Below are 26,397 nucleotides of genomic sequence, written 5' to 3'. Positions count from 1 at the left end.
CCTTTATCCTTTAACAGAAGCAAGAGAACCGTCCCCATGCTTCCATTTAAACACTAAAAAACCAGGTCAATCGTATTGAGCCTGGTTTTATTAGCTATTATAAGTAGTTAGTGACGTCTGCATCTTCACGAAGTTTTTCAACTAACGCTTGATATGCTTCCGCTTCTTGTTGACCCTTAACTTGTTGTTCAAGTTGTGGCTTCATATCTTCAAAAGATGGTACTTCTGCATCTTCACCATTCATTTCCTCTTGCTGCGCTTTGAATTGATCATAAATTTCTTCTAACTCTTCGTCAGTTGTCTCAATTTCACCAGCTTCATTAGCGATAAGCTTTTCTACTTTTACTTGCAAGTCAAGCTGAGACATGACTTCTTCTTCACCCATGCCTTGTTCGTTTAATGCAGTCAAGAACTCATCCTTTGATTCAAGTCCATTTTGTTTTGCTAATTCATCTAATGTCTGATCGATATCTTCTTCTGTAGCTTCTATATTAGTCCTGTCTGCTTCCTGCTTCAGTAGTTCAAGACCAATCATACTTTCTGCTAATTGCTTTTTTAATTGATCCTGGTCAACTTCTTGTCCAGTCATCTGAGATTGCATGGCGGCTTGTTGAAATTGCCCAGTGTAATTCGTTTCAAATTCTTCTCTCGGTATTTCTACTCCATTCACTTCTGCAACAACATCAGGAACCCCTTCTAAATCAGGTTCAGGCATTTGCGGCTGTTCTAAACCTTCCTCACTTTCCGGAGTTTCTTCGCTATCACTATTAGACTCTTCTTGTGTTTGTGCATTTTCATTATTATCTTCAGCTGTATCATCCTCATCACTGCATGCAACGACTACTACAGCAAGTACAGCAATAGATAAACTTAATAACCATTTTTTAATCAAATTCATTCCCCTTTCTTATTTTGCTTGCTATTCTACCATAAATTTACTTCTTGTACATCCATTTGTATGTCCGTGCTTCCTCTCATCTCTTATATTTCTTTTATGAATTGTGCTGGATTTCCACCAACGACTACTTGATCCGGCACATTTTCGATTACAACTGAACCAGAAGCAATGACCACATTATTTCCTATAGTAACTCCTGGATTTATAATCGACCTTCCGCCAATCCAGACATTATGACCAATCGTGACTGGTTTACCAAATTCAACTCCCGATATTCGTTCGGAGGCGTTTAGCGGATGTGTTGCTGTATAGATGTGTACCCCTGGAGCAATAAAACAGTTATCTCCGATTCGAATGTCACACACGTCTAGAAATACACAGTCAAAATTCGCATAGAAATTTTCTCCAACATAAATATTTTTGCCATAATCACATCGAAACGTTGGTTCTATGTAAAGATTATTTCCAGTTGATCCGAAAAGTTCCTTTAATAGTTTGTTCCTTTTGTTCTCTTCTGTTTCCAATGTTTGATTATATAATCTTGTAAGTCTTCTAGCGTTTTTTCTCTCCTCTAGTAATTGGGAATCAGCGGCATTATAATGCTCACCATTTAACATTTTTTCCTTTTCTGTTTTCAATAAATAATTTCCTCCTTATAAAAACCATGATATTAAGTAATCATAGCATACAGACATCATTTTTATCTTTATCTTAGAAAACCTGGCATGCGCCAAGCCAATCCCAATTTCAAATATTAGTATAATTTTTATACTTGATATATTTTTTATACTTGTTATAATTATAAAAAGAGGTGGTAAAAATGAAGGTTTGCCCTTATATTGAAGCTTCCTTTCAAATAATAGGAAAAAAGTGGAATGGGCAACTGATCCATTATTTATCCTTATGTGATAATAATACGGTTCATTTTTCGGATATAAAGCGTGATTTGTCCGGAATTACGTCCAGAGCACTCTCCCTTAAGCTAACGGAACTTGTAGAGAATAAATTAGTAGAAAAAGTAGTGAAAATTGGTTCCCCTGTTATCATTTCATATCGATTAACAGAAAAAGGCATCGCCCTGGCGGATAGTCTTAAACCAATTCAGGATTGGGCCAGGGATTATATGGATGTAAATATATCAATGGAAAGTGAGGAAAAAGAATTTGACGAACAATAGTATGATTTGTGACACGGAAACAGGAGTATGCGGTGTAGCTAGTGACGAAGATATGGAATTAATTGATTTGAATCAACCTGAGAAAAAGATTGATCTGTATTATGTGACAGATCCCATTTGCTCGCATTGCTGGGCATTGGAACCTGTTCTTCGTCGTTTTGTAGAGCAGTACGGCGCTCATTTCAACTTCCATACGGTGATGGGCGGATTATTGGAGAAATGGGGAGATGGTTTTGCCGATTCAGCCAACGGTATTTCAGGACCAGCAGATGTTGCTGGGCACTGGAGAGAAGTTGGGGAACAAACGCGTATGCCAATTGATGGAACCCTTTGGTATGACAATCCTGTTTACTCATCCTATCCCCCATCACGCGTATATAAAGTTATTCAAGAGCATAACCAAGCGTTAGCTTCTGTATTTTTACGACGCGCAAGAGAAGCCGTTTTTGCGTTTAATCAAAATATTGCAGAGAAATCCATTTTAATTGAAATCGTAAATGATCTTGGACTTGATGGTGAGGCAATTGTAAAAGAAGCAGAATTACCGAGCTCCCAGCAATTATTGAACGAAGATTTCAAGCTTGCTGCAAATTTAGGCGCTAGAGGATTTCCAACCATTGTAATGGTAAACAAGGAAAATAAGGGCATGAAAATTGTTGGCGGGCGCCCATTTGAGTCCTATGTTACTGGGCTAAAGCAAGTTCTGAATGTAGATGAGCTCGAACCATCACAACAACCAGCACTTTCCAGTTTACTTGAAAAAGAAAAACTTTTATTCTCAAAAGAGATTGAAATCATGTACGATGTTGAAAAAACAACTATCCGCGCATTTGTTGAAAAAGAGCTTTCATCAAATGATTATCAAACAAAAGAAATTCTAGGCGAAACCTATTTTGTAAAAAAATAAATCAACAAAAGGAGAATTCAAATGGCGTATGTTTTACAGGTTGATTTTACGATGGATGGACCATTCGGGGATGAAATGGCAAATGCATTTGCCGATTTAGCAGAAAGTATCAACAAGGAAGAAGGATTCCTATGGAAAATTTGGACAGAAAGCCCCGAAACAAACGAGGCTGGTGGAATTTATATATTTGAAACGAAAGAAACAGCTGGTAAATATATGGAGATGCATACAAAACGATTGGCAGGATTCGGAATAACCGACGTAAACGCAAAAGTATTTGCTATTAATTCAAAACTGACAGCGATTACGAATGGTCCTGTAAAATAAAACAACGGTAACCTCCTTCTCATCAAGGGGTTACCGTTTTTTCATTTCTCGTGTTTTAGATACTTACACGGAAACATGTAATATAATTAATTGTTTTTGAAAAGAAGCACGGGGACGGTTCTTCTGCTTCCATGCATACGTAAAAGGGAAGCACGAGAACCGTCCCCGTGCTTCCTACTACTTATGAAAGCTTTGATAATTTTTATTTCCACCTGATAGGTTAAACACTTCTTTAAATCCCATATTTCTTAAAACATTCTGAGCTGCATTACCAGATACTCCGCTGTTGCAGTATGTAACAGTAGGTAAGTTGGGGTCTAGATTTTTAGCCTCAGAACGTAATGCTGCCAATGGAATATTGATTGCTCCCGTTACATTAGAAGCTTCAAATTGCTTGGTCGCTCTCGTATCAATAATTTGTAACTGTTCCCCATTGTCGATCCGGTCAATTAGTTCGCGCGGGGTAATCAGTTTGTTTTTCTTATCGATGGCATTCTGCAAAGCCATTCCCGTGTACATAACGGGATCTTTCGTTGTACTGAAGGGAGGTGCATATGCTAGATCTAAATGGAACAGATCCTCAGCTTTTGCTTTAAAAGACATAGCAGTTACGAAAACGTCAATTCGCTTATCAACACCGTCTTCACCAATAATTTGAACACCTAGAATCTGGCTCGTTTTTCTATCAGCTATCGCCTTAATAACAAGTTCTTTCCCTCCCAAATAATCTGCTCTCGACGGTTTAATATTGTGAAGTACTTCCATATCATAGCCGGCTTTAATTGCTTCTTTTTCACTTAATCCAGTGTAACCAACAGCAAGGTCAAACACCCTTAAAATTCCAGTACCAAGAACCCCTCGATGTTCCAAATCTCCACCTGTAATTACATCTCCAGCAATACGACCCATTTTGTTGGCAGTAGAACCTAACGGACGATAAATGGGTTCTCCAGTAATTACAGAAAAGCTTTCCGCAACATCGCCAACTGCATATACTTCCGGAAGATTCGTTTGCATTTTGTTGTTCACTTTGATAGCACCAGATTTTCCTAATTCCACACCGATTTCTTCTGCCAGTTTTTTATTTGGTCGGACACCGGTCGCTAAGATGACCATCTCCGAATCAATGACCATCCCGTTTTTCGTTTCTACAGCATTTTCCGAAATAGTACGGACTTCTTCATTTAAGTACAATGTCACACCATGACTGATTACATGATGTTTCACTCTGGATGCCATATCTTTGTCCAGATGGGGCATTATTTGGTTACTTCGTTGAATTAATGTTACTTCTAATCCCTTATGTGTCAGTTGTTCCGCCACTTCAAGTCCAATAAATCCAGCACCAATAATCGTTACTTTTTTTGGTTGATTTGCCGTCATATAAGCGTCAATTGCGGCTGTGTTTTGAATAGTGCGTACATGGAAGACATGATCCTGATCTGCCCCCGTAATATCTGGTGTTGTAGGTGTTGCTCCGGTTGCAAATACTAATGTATCGTAATCGTCTTCCATTGTTTCATTGGTTTCCAGGTTTTTAACGGTTACTTTTTTACGCTTATGGTTGATTGTCGTTACCTCATGGCGGGTAAAAATATCCACATTGTACCGCTTTTTAAACCAAGCTGCACTTCGAGGGGTTAATGATTCTAATTCATTTACTTCTCCACCCAAAAAGTAAGGAATCCCACATATTGAATAAGAGATATCGTAGTCCGCATTATATAAAGTTATTTCCGTCTTTTCATCATTTCTGCGGGCTTTTGCAGCAACAGAAGTACCTGCAGCAACTGAGCCGATAATGATTATTTTCATGTTAAAAATTCCTCCAAAGGATGATTTGTTGTTTCACCGTCTTTAATTGTCACATTAGAAAACTTGGCATTCGCCAAGCCTTTGGGCGATGCCTTAGTTGCACTTATGCAGAAAGAAATATGGATATACTTTCTTTACTGCCAAAAAAACTAACAGCATTGATTCATTCCTAATAACACAAACTGTGAACCCTCAGGAGTTTCATCATTGTCTAATGTTAATCCCTCAACCGTATCTTTTATATCCTGATCCACTGCTACTTTTATTCCATTTACCTCTTCAACGATGTCATTTTCTTCCGGTCCATCCAATGATATTCCTAGTTGTGGTCCACAGCATCCATCTCCCATGGAATAAAAGCGAATACTCTCTCCGCCCTTTGTTTCAAAAATGGTTTGCAAGTTCAATTTTGCCTTTTCAGTAATATTCATTTTAAATCCCCCTCTAATTTAATGAACGTTTATACGTATGTTTTGGTAGGTAAACCGATTTTAACTTCTGATGTCCACGGGATAAGAGCACTTTGTTCAGCCAGATCCTCTTCTATCTTTTTAATCCATTGTTTTTCACTGGATGCCCTTGCTTTTAGGATTGGATCGTTTGTTCCTGTCGCATATAAACTTCGATTGATGACCCACCACTTTGGAACAATCTGCGCACGCTTAAGATCTTCCTGCAAACGAGTGGATTCAAATACAGGTGTTTCTTCTGCCAATGTTACAATGACTACTCCTGTCTCTTCAGGATCACGAAGTCGAGGTAATAATTCCTTTACATTTCCGGGTATTTTACCTGTCGAGCGATTCATTTCCTTATGATATGCTTCTGAAGAATCGAGCAACAATAACGTATGGCCAGTTGGTGCTGTGTCAATAACAACTATCTCATTTTCAGACCTTGACACCACATCAGCAAAGGCACGGAAAACCGCTATTTCTTCGGTACATGGTGATTCAAGGTCCTCTTTCAAGTAAGATAATTCTCCTTCAGACAGTTCACCAGCTGCTGTAATGATTTCCTTCTTGTATGTTTCAACTTCGGTTTCTGGATTAATGCTGCTTATCGATAAATTTTCGTCTACAGCCCTATTTTTAAAAATGTAATCCAGATGTGATGCAGGGTCCGTCGTTGTCAAATGAACTTTATGCCCTCTTTCCGAGAGGACAACTGCAATGGCTGAAGCGACAGATGTTTTTCCGACTCCACCTTTTCCCATTGTAAAAATAACACGTGTATTTCTGGTGGAAAAGTCATCGATCACATCATTTAACTCAGATAGTTGATCAAGTTCAATTTCATTCGATTTAACCTCTTTTTCAATATATGGATGTTCGCTTACGAGTTGACGCAGGCTATTGACACCTGTTAATGAATACGAAATATATGGCAATGATAAAGTTTTCATTTGCTGCAATGACTCTGGTATTTGTTTTAATGAAGCTTGCTGACTTTCATAAAACGCTTTGGAAACTGCATCAGTTGGCACATGTGATTGAAGCAGTCCGTTGATAATCATCATTTGATTTTGAATCCCGATATCGCGCAATTCCATCGACGCACGATTTGCCTCTACTAACGTTGATTCCTCGGGTCTCGCGACTAAAATGAGCGTTGTTTTCTCATCATCAGAGAGAGCTTGAACCGCTTTTTGATACAAATTCTTTTTGTCTCCAAGTCCTGAAAGTGGCCCTAAACAAGAGGCACCGTGTGTGCTTTCTTCTAAATAACCATTCCAAGCCGTTGGCAGCGATAATAATCGAAGCGTATGACCAGTTGGTGCGGTATCAAATAATACATGATCATATTGCGTTAATATATAATCATTAGCAAGTATATGAGAGAACTCATCAAATGCAGCAATTTCTACCGTACAAGCGCCTGATAGTTGTTCTTCCATTTGATTAACAACAGATTCCGGAAGTTTGTCTCGATACGGACCTACCGTTTTCTCCCGATAAGCGCTTGCTGCTTCTTCGGGGTCAATATTGCTTGCAAAAAGATTTTTCACATTCGGCACTTCAATCGGGTCACTCGTCAGATCGATGCCAAAAACGTCCTGTAAGTTGGATGCTGGATCCGTACTAACTAAGAGTACTTTTTTCCCTACATCTGTCAGGGACACAGCAGTGGAACAAGCTACGGATGTTTTCCCAACCCCACCTTTTCCAGTAAAGAATAAAACTGGAGTTTGAACATTCTTTATTGGATCGTATAGTTGGTACATAATCTTCCTCCTTTGTTAATCAAGTTTTATCGAAACACGTACACGAGGTTTTTCGTTAAGTTCCTCGGCTTTCACTTCAGCCCATTCTGCAAATTCTTCATTCGTGGGATATGCTCCAGCTTTAGCAACTTTTTGATTTAAAAGCGTAATTGGAAGTGCATCGACGCCTTTTTCCTGAAGTACCTGATTAATTGTTTCGTTCTCTGCAAAGGTTGCCGGATCATTTGCCAAGTTATAACGTTTAATATCCACACCTTGTTTCTCAAGCGAATACACAGCTGAGGCAACACGAGTCAAGTCAGGATCAACACTCGGCCCGCAAACTCCTGTAGAACAGCACATTGCCGGATCATAAATCTCAACTTTTTTCATATTTAAACATCTCCCTCATAAGAATGATTTATTGTTAACAACACGTAATACGCGTACCTCGTTCTTCTAATTCTTTTAATTTATCATCTTGATTCGGTAATTGACTAAGAATCTGCTGAATAAATGGGTAGTCCCCGTGTTCCTTATTTACCGAATAAAAAATCCATTGACCTTTTCTTTCCTCATTAACTAAACCAATGGCTCTTAATTTACGAAGGTGCTGACTAATCGCAGGTTGACTCATCTGAAAAATCTCTACAAATTCACAAACACAACAAGCCTGACTATCAAGAATTTTCATCATGCTTAAACGTGTTTTATCCCCTAACAATTTCAGTAACATTGACGCCTTCTCTATATCCGTTGCTGTTTGCAACATAGAATTCACCTCCACCCTATCTTAATATCATTATATAACGATTTGCTTATATACTCAAACCAAAAGTTCTGGAAGCACGGGGACGGTTCTCCTGCTTCCATGCAGACTTAAAAGGAAGCACGAGAACCGTCCCCGTGCTTCCTTTTTCTTACTTTCTACTTTCTATAAAGGCTTGTTCTTCTTCTTTGCTTAATATGCCTGTTGCTTTGCCGATGGTTCCATCCTGTAAACTCCAGACCGTGTTATGATCTTGAACTACGCTGGAAAAATCGCCATTCGCCCATCTTTCTAAAATATCTCTGTAAGTATCTCCATTCGGATAATCACCATTATTTACAGCTTCTAATAACCAATTAATACGCTCATCTGTTATTTCATAGAATCCCCACTTCTCACTTGCTTCTACCTTCTGATGGGACATATTATGTATATAACCTTGGATGTGGTCCTCTTTTATATCACTGACAACTATAGCCTGACCGAATGGATTCATATCTGCTGAAACTTCTTCCGTTTCTTCCTCCTCCTCAGAATTTTCTTCTTCGGCCTCCCCGTTCATTACAGCATCAAAGTTTACTTCTTTCGTTTCTTCTGTAGACGGATCATCTTCCTCTGCTTTTTCTGCTGCTTCAAATAATGTCGTTCCTACCATATACAAGAAAACGCCTAATGCGATAACTGCCGCGGTTCCCAAAATCCATAATGCTTTCTTCATATTGTTATTCCTCCCAATTATCGTCTTATTGGAAGCGCGGGGACGGTTCTTCTGCTTCCATTTGTCCGAAATGGAAGCAAGAGAACCGTCCCCATGCTTCCTAGTTGTTGTATATTTCGCTTACTTCTTGTGTGTTGTTGATATATTCTTGTTCTTCTTCTGGGCTTAGTATTCCAGTTGCTTCATCTTCGGTTCCACCCAATATACCGTGTACGATGTTATGGTCTTCATCTACTTCTGAAAAATCACCTGATGCCCACCTTTCCAGGATATCCCGGTAAGTTTCCTCATGACCAAAATCTCTCTTTTCTAGCCCTTCTATTAACCAACTAATCCGCTCATCTGTGATTTCATAGAATCCCCACTTATTCTCAGCAATGACTTTTTGATGTGACATCCAATGAATATATTGTAGATAGTCCGTCTCCTTTAGACTTCCATGAGAAATAAAGTTTCCAAATGGATTTTTTTCCCTAACACTCTTTTTTTCTTCCATTTCTTCATCCACATCTTTGATTTGATCGTTTTCTTCTATTTGACTTGTCTGTTCCTGATTAAAATCTGATATGGTAATCGAAATAAGTAGGAAAATTGCTCCAACAAGGACAAATGCAGTCATAAGCTTCGGAAAAATTTGATGTGCGTTTGTCTTTCGACTTTGCTCTGTAGTTTTAATTTTCTTTAAGATTGCCTGCTTATCTTTTTCCGTAAATGACACTGGAATTTGATTTTCCAGATCTTTACTTTTTTTCTTCAAATGTCCATCCATAAACTATCCACCCCTTCTTTCAGCAAAAGAACTTTCAACTTTTCACGGGCTCGTTGCAATCTTGTACGTATAGACACTTCTTTCATATGTAATGAATTACTTATTTCCTTTACCGATAACTCTTTAAAATAATATAGGATAATGACTTCCCGATATTTGATCGGCAATTTCAATACTTGATTCAGTATGAGATTGGATTCGTTCTTCTTTATAATCAATTCTTCAGGCGTATCTTCTACTTCGACCTGGTCAACCTGTTGCAACATTTTCTCCTTTAATCGCTTATTCCGTGATTGCCAGCTTCTTAGGTAGTCTTTACATTTATTGATAGCGATGGAGTAAATCCATGTTTTCAAAGATGATTTTCGTTGGAATGTATCCAACTTTTGATAAATCGTCACAAAGACTTCCTGCGTAATATCATCTGTTTCTGCAACGCTATTAACATAGGTGTATATTAATCTTTTTATTTCATTACCATATATATCCATGATGGTATTAATTGCTTCGTTCGGATTTAATTGTAAAATCTCTGTATCACTTCTATCGTATGACGTAGAGTTTATCGATTTGACCAATCTACTTCCCCCTTCTTTAGATGACATCCTAGTTAGACGTAGTGAATATAAAAAATGATTCAAAAAACCCACAAAGTTTTCGAATCTACCTAGATCCGGTTCTTTTTCAGAAAAAGAACCACAGCCAGCGTTTTCATGCCTTAAACCGCTGAGGGACATATATTAAAATCCATTTCATCCTTCCTAGCATCAGTGAACATCTTGCTAACAATTTTTTCTATTGATTCAGTTTATCATCTTTCTAATCTTTACTCCGGCTTATCTGCTTCACTTATTTTTAATTAAGTGATGTTTAATAAAATATGGAATATAAGGTATGTAGTTTGCTTATGATTCGGGTATTGGAAGGAAATCTGAGGAAACCAAAATACGCAGGAACCACCACATCATAGTCGTTTAAATTTTAGTCACAATTTTAACTATTCAAATATTTTTCTCCAAAAAAAAGAAGAAGCATGGAGATGCTTCCTTCTATTCAATTAGCTCAGATTCTTGTAAAAATTCTTTTGCCACCAAATCAACCATCATGCCTTCGTTATCCACTTTAGCATTCATAGCTTGCATTGTTTGTTCATCAATTTTACCTTCGAGCAGTTGTAGTACTTCTTCTAACTCCGGATATTTTTCAAGTGTTTCTTCTCGTACTAGAGGAAGCGCATGGTATGGTGGAAAGTAAGATTTATCATCTTCGAGCACTCTTAAATCATATATCTGTAATTGCCCATCCGTTGTGTAGGAATTGATTACATCCACTTCACCATTATCTATGGCACGATACATCATCCCATGATCCATACCCTTCACATCTTTAAACTCCAAATCGTATTCTTCTTCAAAACCTGGCAAACCGTCCGGGCGATCAATAAACTCGAAAACAGCTCCAAGTGTATATTGGTCGGATACTTCGGCAAAGTCACTAAACGTTTCTACCCCTAGTCGTTCTGCTTCTGATTCATCAAAGGCAAGTGTGTACGTATTATTAAAGCCGAATGTGCCAAATGCTGCAATCCCATCCTCAGCCACCAGTTCCTTCGTTTTCGCTAACGTTTCCTCCGCAGTACCGGGAGATTCACCATAATACGTTATCACAATCGTACCTGTATAATCAGGTATTACCTGAATACTACCATTCATCATTGCATTCCACACTACATTAGATCCACCAAGATTTTCCCGATATATGACATCTATATCTGTTTTTTCTTCAATCAATTGACCCATAATATTCGATAATATGATACTTTCCGTATTATTTCTTGAACCAACAGTGACTGCATCATCTGTCTTTAAAATGCAACCTGCAAGTGGGAGAACCGTAATAAAAATAATAACCATTAATAGTAATTTTATCTTATTCATTCTATTTCAACCCTTCTGGTGTAGACCAACGTTCAATCTTATTGAAGGAAAACTCAAGTAAAATCGCTAAGATAGCAGCTGGTATTGCTCCTAAGAAAATTAAGCCATCAATCCCTCGGGTAATACCTAAGAATATAAAGTCTCCAAGCCCACCAGCGCCAATAAAGGCTGCCAATGTAGCATTCCCCACGTTGATAACAGCTGCAGTACGGATTCCAGCCATTATAATTGGGATGGACAAAGGGAGCTCCACTTTAAATAAAATCATCTTGCTCGTCATTCCCATTCCCTTAGCCGCTTCCAAGGTTGCCCTATCTACATCTTTAATACCTGTATACGTGTTCCGAACAATCGGTAAAAGGGAATATAAAAATAAGGCTGCAATTCCTGTCTTGACACCAATTCCAAAAACAGGGATTAAAAAGCCAAGTACTGCTAGACTGGGAATAGTTTGCATAATACCTGTCCCACCTAATACGAACGGTACGAGCGATGGAACGCGTGTTATAAGAATACCTAAGAAAACACCTAATATAATAGCCATTAACATAGAAAAAAACACGAGTTGGATATGGACAAATGTCGCCTCAAGAACTTCTTGCCAACGCATTTGTGTCTGTTGGACAATTTGTTCCCATAAATTTAAATTATTCATTCACTTCCTCCTCCATTTCTGTCCATTGACTAGATAATGCGGAAAGCAATGTTCCACGAGTCACTAATCCGATTAGCTTTTCGCCCTCATCTACTACCGGAATTATCCCCCGTGAAGCTGTCTGCATTAAAAGAATGGCATCTTTAGCACTTTTTGAGCTATCAAGAAATACCTTAGCAGGAAGCATAATCTCTTCAATTGTTTTAATATCGTCCATTTTCTTCATTAGATCATATGCAGATACAATTCCTAGCAATTTATCCGTCTCGTCAACAACAATTAACATCGTTTTTCTTTGTTTGCGCATCATTGCAAGGGATTTTTCAGGAGATCTATTTGGAAGAGCCGTTAAGACTGAATCCGTCATGACATCTACAACGGACATTAAATCTGGATTTTGGATAATTCGATGCTTACCAATAAAATCTTCGACAAAGCCATATGCTGGTTCGTGTAATAATTTCTCTGGAGTATCGAGCTGAAGTAAAGCACCATCTTTCATTATGGCAATTCGATCACCAAGCTTTAACGCCTCATCCATATCATGCGTTACAAAAACAATTGTCTTCTTCAATTTTTGCTGCAACGAAATTAACTCTCCTTGTAATTGCTCCCTTGTGATTGGATCAAGTGCACCAAATGGTTCATCCATCAAGATAACACTAGGATTGGATGCTAGAGCTCTTGCCACACCGACACGCTGCTGTTGTCCACCTGATAATTCTTTAGGATAACGGGTGCTAAATACCTTTGGATCAAGTCCAACCAGCACCAAAAGTTCTTTCACTCGCTCTTTGATATCCTGTTCCTTCCAACCCTTAAGTTGCGGTACAATCGCAATATTTTTTTCAATCGTATAATGTGGAAATAGGCCAATTTGTTGAATAACATACCCGATATTACGTCGCAACTCTGCTGCATTTAACTTCGTAACATCTTTTCCATTTATAGAAATCGTACCCGATGTGTGGGGAATCATTCTATTAATCATTTTCATTGTCGTTGATTTTCCGGATCCACTTGGTCCAATAAGAACAACAAGCTCTCCTTCAGGAATTTCAAAACTGACGGAATCTACTGCTTTAAAACCATCCTTGTAAACTTTGCTTACGTTTTCAAATTTTAACATATGTACCCCCTGTAGTTTTTTTCTAACAAAAAAAAATTTCCCTAAGCACTAGTGTGCGCAGGGAAACCTTTTTTATTAGAAAAGGCTTATGTAAAAAATAGTTCTAATTTCAGTATACATCCCAATAGTAATAGGTACAAAGCCGATAAACAGTGCAATAAGCCAATATTTTCCACTATTTGCGAAAATAGTGAACATTAAAATGATTTAAGTTATAAATCCTCTCTAAGCCTCTTATATCCTCTTGCTGACTGTCATTTATCCAAAGCATGTTTCTTAAACGTTACTTTTATGGAAATTTTGGATAACACAATAGTTAAAAAGCAATCTAAACACAAAAAGATGCCTCCTAACTCAGAAGACATCTTTAACTTATTGTTTAGGGTTGGTGGGTGGCGTTCCGTGAATATATCCCGGAGCCGGTTGTAGTGCTGGTTTCTGCCCTAAAGCTTTTGGCTCACTTACATATTTAAATTCTCCCTGTCCATCCATGCTCTTTCCATTTGCCCATCGACCTTCACTGCTCTCTTCACCTAATGAATAATTCATGAACGAATAGGATACTTCCTGTTTTTCGTATTTTTGATTAAACGTAGAAGGTACAATTGGCTTTTGTCTCTGTTCCAATTCCTCAATTGCTGCCATCCACTGATTTTGGTGCATTGTGTCGCGGGCAATTAGCCAGGAAAGCATGTCCCTTACACCTTTATCATCAGTCATTTCATAGAGTCTCACTACCTGAAGGCGGCCCTGTGACTCCGCATTTAAATTTGCTCGGAAATCAGCAAGCAAGTTCCCACTCGCAATGGTATATCGTGCATTAAATGGATAACCCGCACTATCTGTAGGCGTTGCTCCCAATCCTGAAACAATGGCATGCTGAGGATTCATCCCACCCATCACAGCTCCGATAACCGGATTTTTTGCAGCTTGCTCCTGTTCCTCAATCGGGGCATGATCAAGTAATTGTGCAATCATTGTAGCAAGCATCTCCACATGGGCAATCTCTTCCGTACCAATATCTAACAGCATATCACGATATTTTTCTTCACCACGACAATTCCAACCTTGGAAAAGGTACTGCATCATAACGGTTATTTCGCCGAACTGTCCACCTAAAACTTCTTGTAGCTTTTTAGCATAAACTGGGTCAGGCCGATCTGGTTTTGCATTATACTGCAATTCTTTCACGTGATAAAACATGATTCCACACTCCTTTTAGTTTTAAATTAACCTACAACCAACTATTTATTCTTTCCATAATATTTAGGATGTAACATTAGATTGTCCTAACCATTGACTATTTAATGTATCAAAACTTAAATATCCCGGAACAATAACTGTTAATAGTTGAAACATAGAAGGAGATTGAATATGACAATTGTAGAATTAGTTCTCAGACTTGCAATAGCTTATGTAACCTTGATCATTCTAACAAGGCTCATGGGTAGAAAAGAGATTTCGCAAATGACTTTTTTTAATTTTGTGTCAGGGATTTCTATAGGTACCATTGGTGCTTCCCTTGCAATTGATTCTACGTTAAGTATTCGCAACGGGATCATTGCCTTAATCATTTGGAGCGCATTTACGATTATCCTAGGAATTCTGGACATAAAATCCCCAAAAGTTCGCTACACTGTCGAAGGACAACCAAGAATTCTGATCAAAAAGGGGAAAATTATGGAGAGTGAACTTCGAAAGGTACGTTTAGATGTAGACGCATTAAATGCGCTCTTACGAAAAAAGTATGTATTTTCACTTTCAGACGTAGACTATGCAATTTTTGAAACCGACGGCACGCTCTCCGTATTGAAAAAGGAAGGCAATCAACCGTTAAATAAAGGTGATATGAATATTCACCCAACTAAGCCCGTTTTTTCTATTTCTACGGCTGTTATTTCAGATGGGAAAATTAAAAAAGATAATTTAAAAAAGTTAAAACTTGATCACCAATGGGTAAACCAACAATTAGAAGCAGCTGGTATATCATCTATTTCAGATGTCTTCTATGCTGAAGTGCAAAAAGACGGTACTTTATATATCGATAAGAAAAAAGATATTCTACGTTAAAATAGCTTTCTATTTAGCCTTCTCCCTATTTAACGTAGATCTTTTTTATAAAATCCAGTCTGAATACACAAGTTAGCTTTTATGGAATCAACTTAAGTATATACGCTTTCAAATCCACAACACGTCGATATATTGGTTTCTCGGTAGTTCCTGAAATGATGAGCGGTACAAGTGATTCTTGTTTGTGTAATGAACCGTGTGCTGCACCAGCAAGATGGAATGGTGTAGATTGTGCTTTAAATTCACAACCCGGTTTCGCATTAACGACAATATAACGTCCCGAATGGGAGTGCAATACGCTATGTAACCGAACTAACGCATCAGGATAATCACCATAAGACAATTCTTTTCCATTTGTCAGATTCAAATCCAAAAGCTTACAATCTCCTTCCATACTCCATGTTTGATGATATACATCCGTATATTCTCCCCCTGGATGAAATTGCAATGAACCTTCTCTCATACCAGATTCGACGTGAATGGAATCTTCGTCCTTCCAGGCTATGATATCAATTCGTTGATCATTTTTGAGCTGTTCAACAATAGCAGACAGTGGAAGTTGTTGATCTAGTACGTAAATATAAGCCATTCGCTGGTTTACACAGAGGACAAGCTGATCTTTTTTGGATACAGGACGTTCGATGCGGGAGATACGATATTTTTTTAATTGTTTGCGTAAATCAATGATAAAGTCACGGTACCTGCTACCTGTTGGAGATTGACCATTATCTCCCATAACAAGCCATATATTTTGATTGAGCGCTTCCTCCCAACTTAGGTACAGGTTCAATGTTTTTTGAATCTCCCTATCAATCTTGGCGATCCCTTTAATATCCATCGGTCCTTTAAAATGAATACGGGCGTCCATATCCTGAAATATACAAAAAGTAAAACCTGGAAGCTTTCGCTTACGAATTAAATACCTAAGCTCCCGGGCTGTATATTTATAATTTCCGGCAGCTATTTGAGTTGCGACACCCCATGACCTTAGTTTGGAGAACGTACCTAAGGAAAAAATAGTTGTTGCATCTGTTGTCCATTTACCGTCTTTAAATCGGGTTAATGTACTAAGTAACCGCGGTACACGTAACCGTTGTGGTGTGTTTCCACGATAAACAAAAGAATTAATGGACGCAGAAGGTATCCCTCTTCCAGCTAAATCCTCATAAATCGTAGTAACTTCACTGCTCATATGCTCATTATTCAATCGGTAGAGCATGTTATGGACAGACCGCCGCATCCCTAGCCTGAACGTCTCCCGGAATCCCGTTCCGTAGTTAATAATTTCTTTTCGGGAATCATCGAACCAGTTTAGGCCCGGAATATGATGTTTGTCAGCATATGTACCTGTCAAGAGACTGCTGTCGATGGTGACGGACATTGTCGGAAACGAAGTCACCATGTTTGGAATATAACTGCCATTTTCCATTAAAAATTTTAAAGCAGGAGCACGTCCGGTTTGGATAGCTACCTCAAGCGGTTCCGCCATCAATGAATCAATGTTCAGCAAAATTACAGGTTTAAACGATCTTACCTTTTTCTTCATATCATTTTCATCCTCACTATCATAAAGGGTGCCTGTCACTCCCCGAATTATGTTGAAATTTGTCGACGGAAATGTAAGTGACAAGTCATAAAAAAGTGGAGCAATATAGAGTATCTCTCTATTGTTCCACCTTCTTTTAATTATATAAGGCATTTTCCAACAAAATATGACAAAATTCGGGGAGTGACAGGCACTACACCGTCATCATATGTTCTACCCATTCCGGTAATTATTGAAAAATATTATCAATTTTTGTAATTTCATTCTCTGTCAATTGAACGTCTAATGTCTAAACAATCTTAATACCGAATATTTAGTTCCTTTGTAATTTCTTTACTTTCAGCTATAACTTTAACTCAAGCGTCTCTGTGATTTCTGTTAATGTTAGAAATTGTTCCTCTTGCAGTAAGTCTAAGATTTGCAGCTCTTTTTTAATGTCGAAAGTTCATATTTACTCCTAATGTTCACCTCTCCTCTGAAATTATCTTAAATCACCTTTTAATTGGATACAACAACTCTACATTTTGTTTCATTAGTTGTAACTATAGTGATGCTTTTGCAGAAAAAGTTGATTAAATCATCTCTAAATAAAAAATCGCCTGCTTATTATGCAGACGACTTTTGTGTTGAGCAATTAATTAAAGTTATGCTTGTCCTACACTAGAACTGATATATTCAACAAGGTTATCTACAAATGTTCGATTACACTTTTTTTGAAGCGGCAGCGGCCTTTTTCTCTTTCGCTGTCGTAATCTGTTCTCTTACTCTTGTAATTTCTGTTTGAATTTCTACCATTTTCTTATCATCAAGACCATAGAATTTCATAGCGATGAGTGAGATAATCCAACCAAGAATCGGAATACCGAATATAAGAATCAAGGTCGCGATAAGTAATGGCGTGGTTAATGCCTCTCCCAATTGTGGGAACTCATCCTTATAACCAATCATTGCAACAACAATTCCAACAAGTGCTGGTGCCATTGCAGACATTACTTTATCAATAAAGGAAAAAATAGTTCCCATCATACCAGGTACGAATCTGCCTGTTCGATATGTTTCATAATCAGCTACGTCAGCAATCATCGGAATAACGATTGCTGGTGTTAACGTCTCAATTCCACGAAGCAAGCAATAGAAAACGATAAATAGAATCGTAGCAAATCCAATATTATTAAGTGAGATTAGACTTGGATCAACGAGCAAGAAGAGTGCCATTAGAATGGCCGCTGTGATTAAACCCACCCATGTCGCTTTTACTAACGCATTCTTTAAGCTTGTTTTCGAAGCTAACCGAACACCGAATATAGTAATTAACAGACTTGGTACAATTGTAATCATTGAAAAAGTACCGCTAAGTGCATAATCCCCTAATACAATTCCGAAGAACATAATATAGACTGCTGGCTGTCTAAGCACCATGGTTGCAACTTTATCTGTGGAAGCTGCGATAACTAACATTTGTAACGGTCTGTTTCCTTTCAGAATTGGCCAGTAATCACGGAATCTTGTTTCTACATTTTCACCAGCAAGTCCATAGTATTCTTTCCTATCTCTACCCTTAATAGCAAACACTGCCAGGATTGTAAATAATCCTGCTAAAACAATGGCAAACATATTCAATTCCGTAAACAGAGCCATCGTGAAATCACCATGTTTAGCTACTAGATAATTGGCAACGAAAACTTGCCCACCAGTGAATACGACAATATTATACGCTGCATCGAATGCACTGAACAGTGGACGTTGTTTTGGATCATTCGTCAGAACCGTTTGTGCTGCTTTCGTACATGCGGTCTGGAATGTATAACCGATAATGTACAAGGCATAAAGCAAAATGAAGAATGGTAGTTGCCATACTTCGGGTAATAAATGCGTAACATTGTACATAATTAAAACGGAACTAGCTAGGATAACGTTTCCAATCACCATCATTGGCCGGAACTTACCAAATTTGGATTCCGTTTTATCAATAATGAAACCAATAATTGGGTCAGTTATCGCATCAAGTACCCGACTAAGCCCGATAACTGCACTAACTGCTACAACAGTTAGTCCGGCAATGCCTGTCGCATAATACGCCACGAATCCAATAATGAATAGATACATGTTTGTAGCTGTATTATTTAAGGCAAATAATCCGATTTGCCATATCTTTGCAGAATTATATTGATTATTTTGTTCCATTGTAGTGCTTGCCATGTTGTTTTCCCCCTTAAGTCTTTTCAAAAATCTCCCTTATAGGATTTAAAAATTTTGCCCAAATTCATTTTCCTACTAAATCGCTTACATTTTGTACTTTTAACAATAGTCAAAATAACTTTGTTAATAAATACCCATTATTTTGTTTGGTAAACAAACTATCAATACAGGAAATTATAACTGAAAGCGTTTTAATAATCAAGTGTCTTTTTAGACTATTCGAATTACCATTTACCCTATTCAAGTACATTAGTGATTCAACCATTTTAAGCCTCCTACAACGGTGAAAAAACATATAGGTTATACGATTACTCCCGAAAAGTTTCCTTTCAATACGTGTTTTTCATTCTGATTTGTACATACAAAAAACGCCAAAATAGATATTCGATTATTATCTTGCTTTTCATACTTCTCAATCGTTACTTCACATATTATTGTATCTCCTGTAAAAACTGGTCTCAAAAATTCAAAGTTCATCGTACGGGCTAGTACATTGTTGTCTCCACCAATTTTTGTTGGCAATGTAGCAGTCAATAACCCTTGAATGACAAGTCTTCCCTTTTCATCTGGCGTTATATGATGAATCCCTTCATCACCTGAAATCTCTATAAATAATTCAACATCCTTTACTGTAAAAGTCCGTTCAAACGTAATGATATCTCCTACTTTTAATGACATATAAATCCCTCCAAAAATTATATATTTTATTATTTATTTGAAAACATTTTCTCTTCATTATCTAATCTGAACTTTGAAATGTCCATCTTTTTATTAATAAAAACTGGTTAAATAACAAAAAACCCACCCCTAAGACCATAATCTTAAGGATGAGATTAAAGAGCTAACTTGTCATCCACTATATACACTATCACATGTTCCAGGCAATGGTTCATAAAAACAGTGTTGTTTATATTGTCCAGTAAAAGGTTGGTCGTACCATGTTGGAGGACACGGACCATATGGATTAAAGTACCAAAGGGCATATTTCGCTGGATGGTTTCTCCAATAATCTAAATTTTGCCTAGCTAATCTTCTTTCAAATTCTCTTGGTCTTTGATAAAACACATTGCCTTTTTGTACAGCTTCAAAAGAGTAATTTCCTCCTTGTATTTGAAAAATGACATCTTCAATTGTTCTCACTTCATTAAAATCGATACAATCTGCTACAGCACGGTTAACAATTACATTGCCAACATAGAGCATACCTTGTTTTCCTTCGCCTTCAGCTTCTGCTCGCATCATCCTTGCCATTAAGTCAACGTCCGCACTTCGGTAAGCTACTCTTGCCATTTTTTCACCTCCAAACTATACTATGAAAAAAAAGACATTAATGACCTTGTTTATCAAATAAGAATTCTCTAGACTTTTTAAGTTTTACGACTTTAGTTATTATGAACACGATGCGACTCCTTATTGCACTACGATACAACAGACATTGGGTTTCATTTTTAAACAATGATAACCTTCACCATAGTTTAAAACTATAGCAGGATATAGATTTTAAATGTTACTCTATAAACTTTCTTTCATGCTACACTTACATTACAAATTAATAAGAAGAAAGTAGGTATGAAAATGACAAAAACGATTATTAAAGCACCTTTTAGAGCAGATCATGTCGGAAGCTTGCTTCGTCCTCCATCCATTCATGATGCCAGAAAGAAATTTGTGGAAGGCTCCATTTCTGCTGAACAATTACGTGACGTGGAAACGGAAGAAATAAAGCGAATCGTAGACAAACAAATTGAAGCTGGACTTCAAGCAGTAACGGACGGTGAGTTCCGCCGCAGATTTTGGCACACCGATTTCATGGAGCATTTAGATGGTGTGGAAGGTTATATTCCTGACCATGGATATAAATTTGAAGGCGTTGAAACCGAAGCGTATGATGTGCGTACCATTGGTAAAGTTTCCTTCAACCCAGATCACCCGCATTTAAAAGATTTTATTGAATTTAAAGAAATTGTAGGTGATCGTGCAGTAGCAAAAATGACACTCCCAAGCCCAAATCAATTTTTCAACTCTGGTATCCGAAATGAAGAAATTTATCCAACGATTGAGGAATTCACGCAAGATATTATTCAAGCCTATCGTGATGCAATTCAAGCATTCTATGATGCTGGTTGCCGTTATATTCAGCTAGATGATGTTTATATTGCAGGACTTTGTGCACCGGAGCTTCCATTTGCGAAAAGTGATTTGGAAAGGGAAAATTTGATTAATCTAGCATTACAAGTAGCCAACGGTGTATTGGAAGACAAACCTGAAGATTTAATTGTTACAACGCACCTTTGCCGTGGAAACTATCAATCTGCTTATGCCTTTGAAGGTCCATATGACCGAATCGCTCCTAGTTTCTTTGCGAAAGAAAAGGTAGACGGTTTCTTCTTAGAATACGATGATGAACGTTCCGGAGACTTCAAGCCACTTGAACATGTACCAGCTGGAGGACCACAAGTCGTACTAGGTGTATTCACATCTAAAAACGGCGAATTAGAAGATAAAGAAGCGATTATTACTCGCGTGAAAGAAGCTTCTAATTATGTACCATTGGAACAGATTTGTATCAGCCCGCAGTGTGGTTTTGCTTCTACACACCACGGCAACAAACTAACAGAAGAACAGCAATGGGAAAAATTAAAATTTATAGTCGATGTGTCCAAAGAAATTTGGGGATAAAATGAAAAAATCGATGCATTCATATAAGAATGCATCGATTTTTTTGCATTATTTTATTGATTAATTATGATAATTTTATAAATACATCATTAATCCTTCACATTTAAATGCTAGGTGAATAAACTAAGCAATAATATTAGAAAACTTGGCGTTCGCCAAGCCTTTAGGCGAATTGCCTTAGTTGCACTTATGCAGAAAGAAATACTGCCAAAAAATACGTAATCTTGGAATGAGGTATTGTATGATACAAGTATCAGGAATTGCTTTTCAACAAAGTAACATCTGGCCTCCTGGAAGTATGGAAAGAGTCATCATTCAACGGATGAATCAAGATCCAATTGTTTATTCCTATTCATCCATTGAAGAGCTTGGTTTCGAACTGACGTTACGAAAAAACATCATTGCAAGTGCAAGAGCCATGAATAATGGTCAGGCACAGTTTGAAGTCTTTCGAACATCTTATTGTAATTCTGAGTACTGGCGTTTAACGAGTGCTGGTGGATTTCATTTAAAGGATGGAGTATTGCCATCTGTTGCAATTCAGGACATTTTCACGAACAGTTCCCTATATGGGTTTGAGTGTGCAGTAGCAAAAGTAATTATCTTTTACCATGCTGTTTTAAATAGTATCGATAAAGATTTGTTTAATCAGTTATTCCAAAATCTTTATTTGTATAGTTGGCATTTCGACCCAGATCTCGGAATTCATACCGTTAATAATAACCATTATTTGCCTGGAGATGTTGTCTATTTTAATAACCCGGATGTGAATCCGGATACGTCCTGGTGGAGAGGTGAAAATGCGGTTGATCTAGGTGATGGAACATTCTTTGGACATGGCTTGGGCATAAGGAACGCTGAACAAATGATTCAAGCACTGAATGAGATGAGAAAGCCCGGTAGCAACCGCTCCGCCTATCTGTCAAACGTTATCGCAAGGCCGTCATTTAAAAACCTCGCAAATCTTTCTATGTACTCTCGCAGCTTAACTTCTTATAAAATCCAGCATACCGCCATTCACCATCAGGAAAGTTCCATTTCATGTGATCAATATCTATTTTATTTACAACAGTTCTATAATCAGCATTTACAAATATAAGATTATTAAAGTTGTGCACCTGAAAGCAGAACCCGTTCGGATTGTTATTTTTGTATTTATTCTTTTTTTACAGAAATCAGACATCCAATTAAGATTAGCTTGTCAGAGCCCTGTCACAATCTCACGTCCATCATATGTTAATTAATGGAGGTGATATGGAATGGGCGAAGCAACTGGAGCAGGCTATGGTTACGGTGGAGGTTTTGCATTTGTAGTTGTGTTATTTATCCTCCTCATTATCGTCGGAGCATCTTTCGGTGGACATGGTGGATACGGTTATTAAAATTTGATAAAAAATAAATCGATATGTTAGGAGAGATATATATGGGATACGAGAATGGACCATTCGGCGGATTTGGACACGGTGGACCTGTTGCTGGTGCTGGATATTGCGGGCCTGTTGGCGGAGCCGGTCACGGTGCTGGTAATGGATTTGCGTTAATTGTAGTATTGTTTATTCTTCTAATTATTGTAGGTGCAGTTTGGTTTAAATAACCATACTGTATAATACAATTAAATAGGAATATAAAAGGCTGCTTCGAGTTTCTTCTACTCGACAGCCTTTTATATTGGAAATTTATGCTCTGTTTCCTTTTTTAAATTAGTATTTCCTATAAACAAGGATAACTTTATTTTTCGCAATAAAACAACCGTATCAATGAACATAAGTTAAAATTTGACACAAATCTGTCACTTACATAAAAATTTTTAGGAATATATAATAAGCTTTATGCTCAAAAAGGAAGGACGTTTTATATTTGCCTAGTAATAAAAAAGAAGGTATTATTTTCGGACTATTTATGTGTTTTGGAATGGTTCTGATTATGTCCGTTTACAACACAGCTTTACACGGATTTTCATCGCTTACAATATGGAGTGTAATGATTCAATTTGCAGTAACATTTGCAGTCGCTTTTATCGTAGAATCGATTGTTGAACCGCAAGCTCGTAAAATTGCATTAGCGCTACCGTATGATAAATCGAAAGAAATCAACATTATCGTGGCTATTGCATTCTGTATGGTCCCTATGATGGTTTTGATTATGTCGGTGTATGGACTAGGTTTAACGGCGCTAATGACAGGAATTGAAGGTTCCATTTTCACAGCGTATCTTAAGACAGTTGGACTAAACTTCATCGTGGCACTTCCATCACAATTACTAATTGTTGGACCAATCTCACGTGCGCTCTTAGCCAAATACGTGAAACCATCTGCAGTACAACCAGAATTAAACGCATAAAAACAAGCAAGCTACGTATTGGTAGCTTGCTTGTTTTTTTAGTATGTAGAAATAGTAAAACTGCTCCTACAACATGCATTTCTTCCTTGAATTTTCCCTCGTTCGGACACTCATTTGACTTTTCGCAAAGTATTTACAACAACCCTACTAGCTGTAGCCCACGGTATAACCCATCATCTTCTACCGATTCCGTTACATGTTTTGCAACTGCTTTTATTTCGTCACTTGCATTTCCCATTGCTACACTATGATAAATACTAGAAAGCATTTCTCGATCATTTAGTCCATCACCAAAAGCATATTGCCTTTCTCTTGGATACCCTAATTTTTCAATGATTTTCTCAATTCCTTTGGCCTTTGATCCTCCAGCTGGTATAACATCAACTGCCACTGGATGCCATCTTATAAAATCAAAGTCCTCAAATTTGCGTTCATATTGTTTTTCTTCTCCTTCAGCACAAAATAAAAGGGTTTGATACATCTCGCGGTCTTTATAATAATTTGAATTATGGGCGGGAAAACGACCAATCTTCAATGTGCTCATGCTTTCCGTAATATAGCTATGTTCCGGGACATTCGCTTTCATATCTTCGTGGTCCATGTAGACAGCCGGGTGATCATTCTCAAGAGCCGTCGCCGTTAATTTTTCAAGAGAAGGAAGATTTAATGCATTTCTATCAATAACCTCCCCGTTCAGCACCACATACTGACCGTTATAGCTAACATACGTATGTATATCCAACTCTTTTCGCAAATCTTCGAACATAAAAGGAGCACGTCCCGTTGCAATTGCTACTTCATGGCCTGCTTCTTTTAACGTAAAAATCGCTTCTTTCGTTAATGCAGGCAATTTTTTATCATGTGTCAGTAAAGTACCATCTATATCAAAAAAAATAACACTTCTTTCCGCCATCGTTTTCGCCAACTTTCCATAGGTAGTATGATTCGTATTTTTCTCGTTCATTCTAACCCAAAGCGAAATGAAATAATACAATTTGGTTCGATTAAAGGAGATAGAGCGTGCGCGCCATTGGGGAATATAGTCCGATCTGTTCCCTGTATTTGTTAGAAAAAGTGCAAGCCCTCCATTTGATTATCCACTAAAAAAACACCCGCAGCCGATGAAAACTTACAGGTGTTTCTATTATTCAAGTGGGAATTCTTCTTAAAGTTTAGCTTTTTCCAGCTCAACGAGGAATTTGTCATTCAAAAGTTTAATAAAAGTTCCTTTCATTCCAAGCGAACGTGATTCGAGGACGCCTGCACTTTCCAATTTTCTCAAGGCATTCACAATAACGGAGCGAGTGATACCAGCGCGGTCAGCCACTTTAGACGCAACGATTAATCCTTCCATCCCGTCCAGCTCTTGAAAAATTTGGTCAACTGCTTCCATTTCACTGAAAGACAGAGAACTGATGGCTTGCTTCACAATAGCCTGACTACGAGCTTCTGCTTCAATCTCATCCGTTTTACCACGTAATATTTCCATACCGACAACCGTTGCCCCATATTCAGATAAAACCAAATCATCTGGACTGAATTCTTTATCCAGTCGTGAAAGGCTTAGCGTGGCCAATCTTCTGCCACCACCAATTATAGGAACGATAGTTGTTAACCCCGTTTTATATAATTCTTTGCTTTCTTCAGGAAATGCTGTAAATTCGCTATTAACATCTAAGTTTTCAGCCGTTTCGTGAACAGTTGATAAATGATTTGTATAGTCTTCAGGCAATTGACGTTCCTCTAGCATTTGGAGCATCCGGTCGTTTTCAAACGTATCGTGCAACCCGTACCCTAAAATTTTTCCTTTTCTGCTGATAACTAAAACATTTGCTTCGATCACTTCAGAAAGTGTTTCTGCCATTTCTTTAAAGTTTACTTGATTTCCTCCTGCGTTTTGAAGATTCGCATTGATTTTTCTTGACTTTGTTAATAAATTCACTTAAATACCTCCAAATGGTCATTTGTTATCATAATATCCTATTTACCTTTTATCTAATACACTTGAGACTCCGGCCAGGAAGTTATCGCATTCGTTTATTACATGATGTCTTTAGCCTTCCCCTTTCCATATGCACAGAAACCCAAGAATTTAGTTGAATAGACAAATTTCTACCTTAAATAGTAAATCATAATATAACTATCAACATAAAACAACTTTAAACTTCATTTTATTCAACTTTAATCTATTTATTTTAAGGTGCCTAACAACAGATGAAGGGAGCATCTCTAAGGTGCCTGTCACTCCCCGAATTTTGT

29 protein-coding genes are annotated in these 26,397 nt (G+C 37.7%); 9 read left to right on the top strand and 20 right to left on the bottom strand.

Annotated elements, in window-relative coordinates:
* Positions 1-97: 97 nt before the first annotated feature.
* Entirely contained in the window at positions 98-898 is an 801-nt protein-coding gene (locus ACFOUV_RS01105; protein WP_379494926.1) for a SurA N-terminal domain-containing protein, read from the bottom strand.
* 83 nt (positions 899-981) lie between these two features.
* Positions 982-1,536: a maltose acetyltransferase domain-containing protein gene (locus tag ACFOUV_RS01100; protein ID WP_379494925.1), complete on the bottom strand. Its 555-nt coding sequence runs from the start codon at positions 1,534-1,536 to the stop codon at positions 982-984.
* A gap of 182 nt (positions 1,537-1,718) precedes the next feature.
* On the opposite strand from ACFOUV_RS01100, the gene ACFOUV_RS01095 reads away from it, so the two are divergent.
* Genes ACFOUV_RS01095 through ACFOUV_RS01085 form a run of 3 tightly spaced genes read left to right on the top strand, consistent with a single transcriptional unit; the run spans position 1,719 to position 3,309 of the window.
* Positions 1,719-2,075: a winged helix-turn-helix transcriptional regulator gene (locus ACFOUV_RS01095; RefSeq protein ID WP_379494924.1), complete on the top strand. Its 357-nt coding sequence runs from the start codon at positions 1,719-1,721 to the stop codon at positions 2,073-2,075.
* Positions 2,062-2,982: a DsbA family protein gene (locus ACFOUV_RS01090; protein WP_379494923.1), complete on the top strand. Its 921-nt coding sequence runs from the start codon at positions 2,062-2,064 to the stop codon at positions 2,980-2,982. The genes ACFOUV_RS01095 and ACFOUV_RS01090 overlap by 14 nt, the downstream gene beginning before the upstream one ends.
* A 21-nt stretch (positions 2,983-3,003) precedes the next feature.
* On the top strand, positions 3,004-3,309 hold the full coding sequence (locus tag ACFOUV_RS01085) for a monooxygenase (protein ID WP_379494922.1): 306 nt from the start codon (positions 3,004-3,006) through the stop codon (positions 3,307-3,309).
* Between the two features lie 177 nt (positions 3,310-3,486).
* Here ACFOUV_RS01085 and ACFOUV_RS01080 read toward each other — a convergent pair whose 3' ends face one another.
* From ACFOUV_RS01080 to ACFOUV_RS01025, 12 genes are all read right to left on the bottom strand, one after another.
* The gene (locus ACFOUV_RS01080) at positions 3,487-5,124 is read right to left on the bottom strand and encodes an FAD-dependent oxidoreductase (protein ID WP_379494921.1); all 1,638 of its coding nucleotides are present in this window, start codon (positions 5,122-5,124) and stop codon (positions 3,487-3,489) included.
* A 149-nt stretch (positions 5,125-5,273) separates the two neighbouring features.
* Complete coding sequence (locus ACFOUV_RS01075; protein ID WP_379494920.1) at positions 5,274-5,555, bottom strand: adhesin; 282 nt, start codon at positions 5,553-5,555, stop codon at positions 5,274-5,276.
* Between the two features lie 29 nt (positions 5,556-5,584).
* The gene (gene arsA, locus ACFOUV_RS01070; RefSeq protein WP_379494919.1) at positions 5,585-7,348 is read right to left on the bottom strand and encodes an arsenical pump-driving ATPase; all 1,764 of its coding nucleotides are present in this window, start codon (positions 7,346-7,348) and stop codon (positions 5,585-5,587) included.
* A 15-nt stretch (positions 7,349-7,363) separates the two neighbouring features.
* Positions 7,364-7,720, bottom strand: coding sequence for an arsenite efflux transporter metallochaperone ArsD (gene arsD / locus ACFOUV_RS01065; protein WP_379494918.1), 357 nt, complete (start codon positions 7,718-7,720; stop codon positions 7,364-7,366).
* A gap of 34 nt (positions 7,721-7,754) precedes the next feature.
* Positions 7,755-8,099 carry an ArsR/SmtB family transcription factor gene (locus ACFOUV_RS01060; protein WP_379494917.1) on the bottom strand — a complete coding sequence of 115 codons (345 nt, stop codon included), beginning with the start codon at positions 8,097-8,099 and terminating at the stop codon, positions 7,755-7,757.
* 148 nt (positions 8,100-8,247) lie between these two features.
* Complete coding sequence (locus ACFOUV_RS01055) at positions 8,248-8,814, bottom strand: DUF6241 domain-containing protein (protein ID WP_379494916.1); 567 nt, start codon at positions 8,812-8,814, stop codon at positions 8,248-8,250.
* Between the two features lie 100 nt (positions 8,815-8,914).
* Positions 8,915-9,583, bottom strand: coding sequence for a DUF6241 domain-containing protein (locus ACFOUV_RS01050; protein WP_379494915.1), 669 nt, complete (start codon positions 9,581-9,583; stop codon positions 8,915-8,917).
* A complete protein-coding gene (locus ACFOUV_RS01045; protein WP_379494914.1) occupies positions 9,568-10,161 on the bottom strand; it encodes a sigma-70 family RNA polymerase sigma factor in 594 nt (197 codons plus the stop codon). Before ACFOUV_RS01045 ends, ACFOUV_RS01050 begins: the two co-directional genes overlap by 16 nt.
* Before the next feature lie 471 nt (positions 10,162-10,632).
* Positions 10,633-11,520, bottom strand: a complete 888-nt coding sequence (locus ACFOUV_RS01040; RefSeq protein ID WP_379494913.1) for a glycine betaine ABC transporter substrate-binding protein — start codon at positions 11,518-11,520, stop codon at positions 10,633-10,635.
* A 1-nt stretch (position 11,521) separates the two neighbouring features.
* Positions 11,522-12,175 (bottom strand): ABC transporter permease, encoded by a 654-nt coding sequence (locus ACFOUV_RS01035; RefSeq protein WP_379494912.1) that lies wholly within the window; start codon positions 12,173-12,175, stop codon positions 11,522-11,524.
* Entirely contained in the window at positions 12,168-13,304 is a 1,137-nt protein-coding gene (locus tag ACFOUV_RS01030; RefSeq protein WP_379494911.1) for a betaine/proline/choline family ABC transporter ATP-binding protein, read from the bottom strand. Before ACFOUV_RS01030 ends, ACFOUV_RS01035 begins: the two co-directional genes overlap by 8 nt.
* Before the next feature lie 372 nt (positions 13,305-13,676).
* Positions 13,677-14,507, bottom strand: a complete 831-nt coding sequence (locus ACFOUV_RS01025) for a manganese catalase family protein (protein WP_379494910.1) — start codon at positions 14,505-14,507, stop codon at positions 13,677-13,679.
* 171 nt (positions 14,508-14,678) lie between these two features.
* Between ACFOUV_RS01025 and ACFOUV_RS01020 the strand changes: the two genes are divergently transcribed.
* Positions 14,679-15,374, top strand: a complete 696-nt coding sequence (locus tag ACFOUV_RS01020) for a DUF421 domain-containing protein (RefSeq protein ID WP_379494909.1) — start codon at positions 14,679-14,681, stop codon at positions 15,372-15,374.
* A 79-nt stretch (positions 15,375-15,453) separates the two neighbouring features.
* Here ACFOUV_RS01020 and ACFOUV_RS01015 read toward each other — a convergent pair whose 3' ends face one another.
* The 4 genes from ACFOUV_RS01015 to ACFOUV_RS01000 form a co-directional block, all read right to left on the bottom strand.
* Positions 15,454-16,920, bottom strand: a complete 1,467-nt coding sequence (locus tag ACFOUV_RS01015; protein ID WP_379494908.1) for an alkaline phosphatase family protein — start codon at positions 16,918-16,920, stop codon at positions 15,454-15,456.
* Positions 16,921-17,622: 702 nt separating this feature from the next.
* Positions 17,623-19,119: an MFS transporter gene (locus tag ACFOUV_RS01010; protein WP_379494907.1), complete on the bottom strand. Its 1,497-nt coding sequence runs from the start codon at positions 19,117-19,119 to the stop codon at positions 17,623-17,625.
* Positions 19,120-19,419: 300 nt separating this feature from the next.
* The gene (locus ACFOUV_RS01005) at positions 19,420-19,797 is read right to left on the bottom strand and encodes an FAS1-like dehydratase domain-containing protein (protein WP_379494906.1); all 378 of its coding nucleotides are present in this window, start codon (positions 19,795-19,797) and stop codon (positions 19,420-19,422) included.
* 171 nt (positions 19,798-19,968) lie between these two features.
* A complete protein-coding gene (locus ACFOUV_RS01000; protein WP_379494905.1) occupies positions 19,969-20,409 on the bottom strand; it encodes a cell wall hydrolase in 441 nt (146 codons plus the stop codon).
* Between the two features lie 285 nt (positions 20,410-20,694).
* On the opposite strand from ACFOUV_RS01000, the gene ACFOUV_RS00995 reads away from it, so the two are divergent.
* From ACFOUV_RS00995 to ACFOUV_RS00975, 5 genes are all read left to right on the top strand, one after another.
* A complete protein-coding gene (locus ACFOUV_RS00995; protein WP_379494904.1) occupies positions 20,695-21,798 on the top strand; it encodes a 5-methyltetrahydropteroyltriglutamate--homocysteine S-methyltransferase in 1,104 nt (367 codons plus the stop codon).
* Positions 21,799-22,039: 241 nt separating this feature from the next.
* Entirely contained in the window at positions 22,040-22,897 is an 858-nt protein-coding gene (locus ACFOUV_RS00990) for a protein-glutamine gamma-glutamyltransferase (protein WP_379494903.1), read from the top strand.
* A gap of 160 nt (positions 22,898-23,057) precedes the next feature.
* Positions 23,058-23,180 carry a YjcZ family sporulation protein gene (locus tag ACFOUV_RS00985; RefSeq protein WP_379494902.1) on the top strand — a complete coding sequence of 41 codons (123 nt, stop codon included), beginning with the start codon at positions 23,058-23,060 and terminating at the stop codon, positions 23,178-23,180.
* A 41-nt stretch (positions 23,181-23,221) separates the two neighbouring features.
* Positions 23,222-23,392, top strand: coding sequence for a YjcZ family sporulation protein (locus tag ACFOUV_RS00980; RefSeq protein WP_379494901.1), 171 nt, complete (start codon positions 23,222-23,224; stop codon positions 23,390-23,392).
* Positions 23,393-23,655: 263 nt separating this feature from the next.
* A complete protein-coding gene (locus ACFOUV_RS00975; protein WP_379494900.1) occupies positions 23,656-24,138 on the top strand; it encodes a DUF2798 domain-containing protein in 483 nt (160 codons plus the stop codon).
* Between the two features lie 133 nt (positions 24,139-24,271).
* Here the strand turns inward: ACFOUV_RS00975 and ACFOUV_RS00970 are convergent, their stop codons facing one another.
* Entirely contained in the window at positions 24,272-25,051 is a 780-nt protein-coding gene (locus ACFOUV_RS00970) for a Cof-type HAD-IIB family hydrolase (RefSeq protein ID WP_379495731.1), read from the bottom strand.
* Between the two features lie 252 nt (positions 25,052-25,303).
* The gene (gene codY / locus ACFOUV_RS00965; RefSeq protein ID WP_379494899.1) at positions 25,304-26,080 is read right to left on the bottom strand and encodes a GTP-sensing pleiotropic transcriptional regulator CodY; all 777 of its coding nucleotides are present in this window, start codon (positions 26,078-26,080) and stop codon (positions 25,304-25,306) included.
* Positions 26,081-26,397 lie beyond the last annotated feature (317 nt).

This window comes from Oceanobacillus longus (genome assembly GCF_042650085.1).
GTDB classification, from domain to species: Bacteria; Bacillota; Bacilli; order Bacillales; family Amphibacillaceae; genus Oceanobacillus; species Oceanobacillus longus.
The sequence above is the reverse complement of the archived record's forward strand: the minus strand, read 5'-3'. Positions and strand labels throughout refer to the sequence as shown.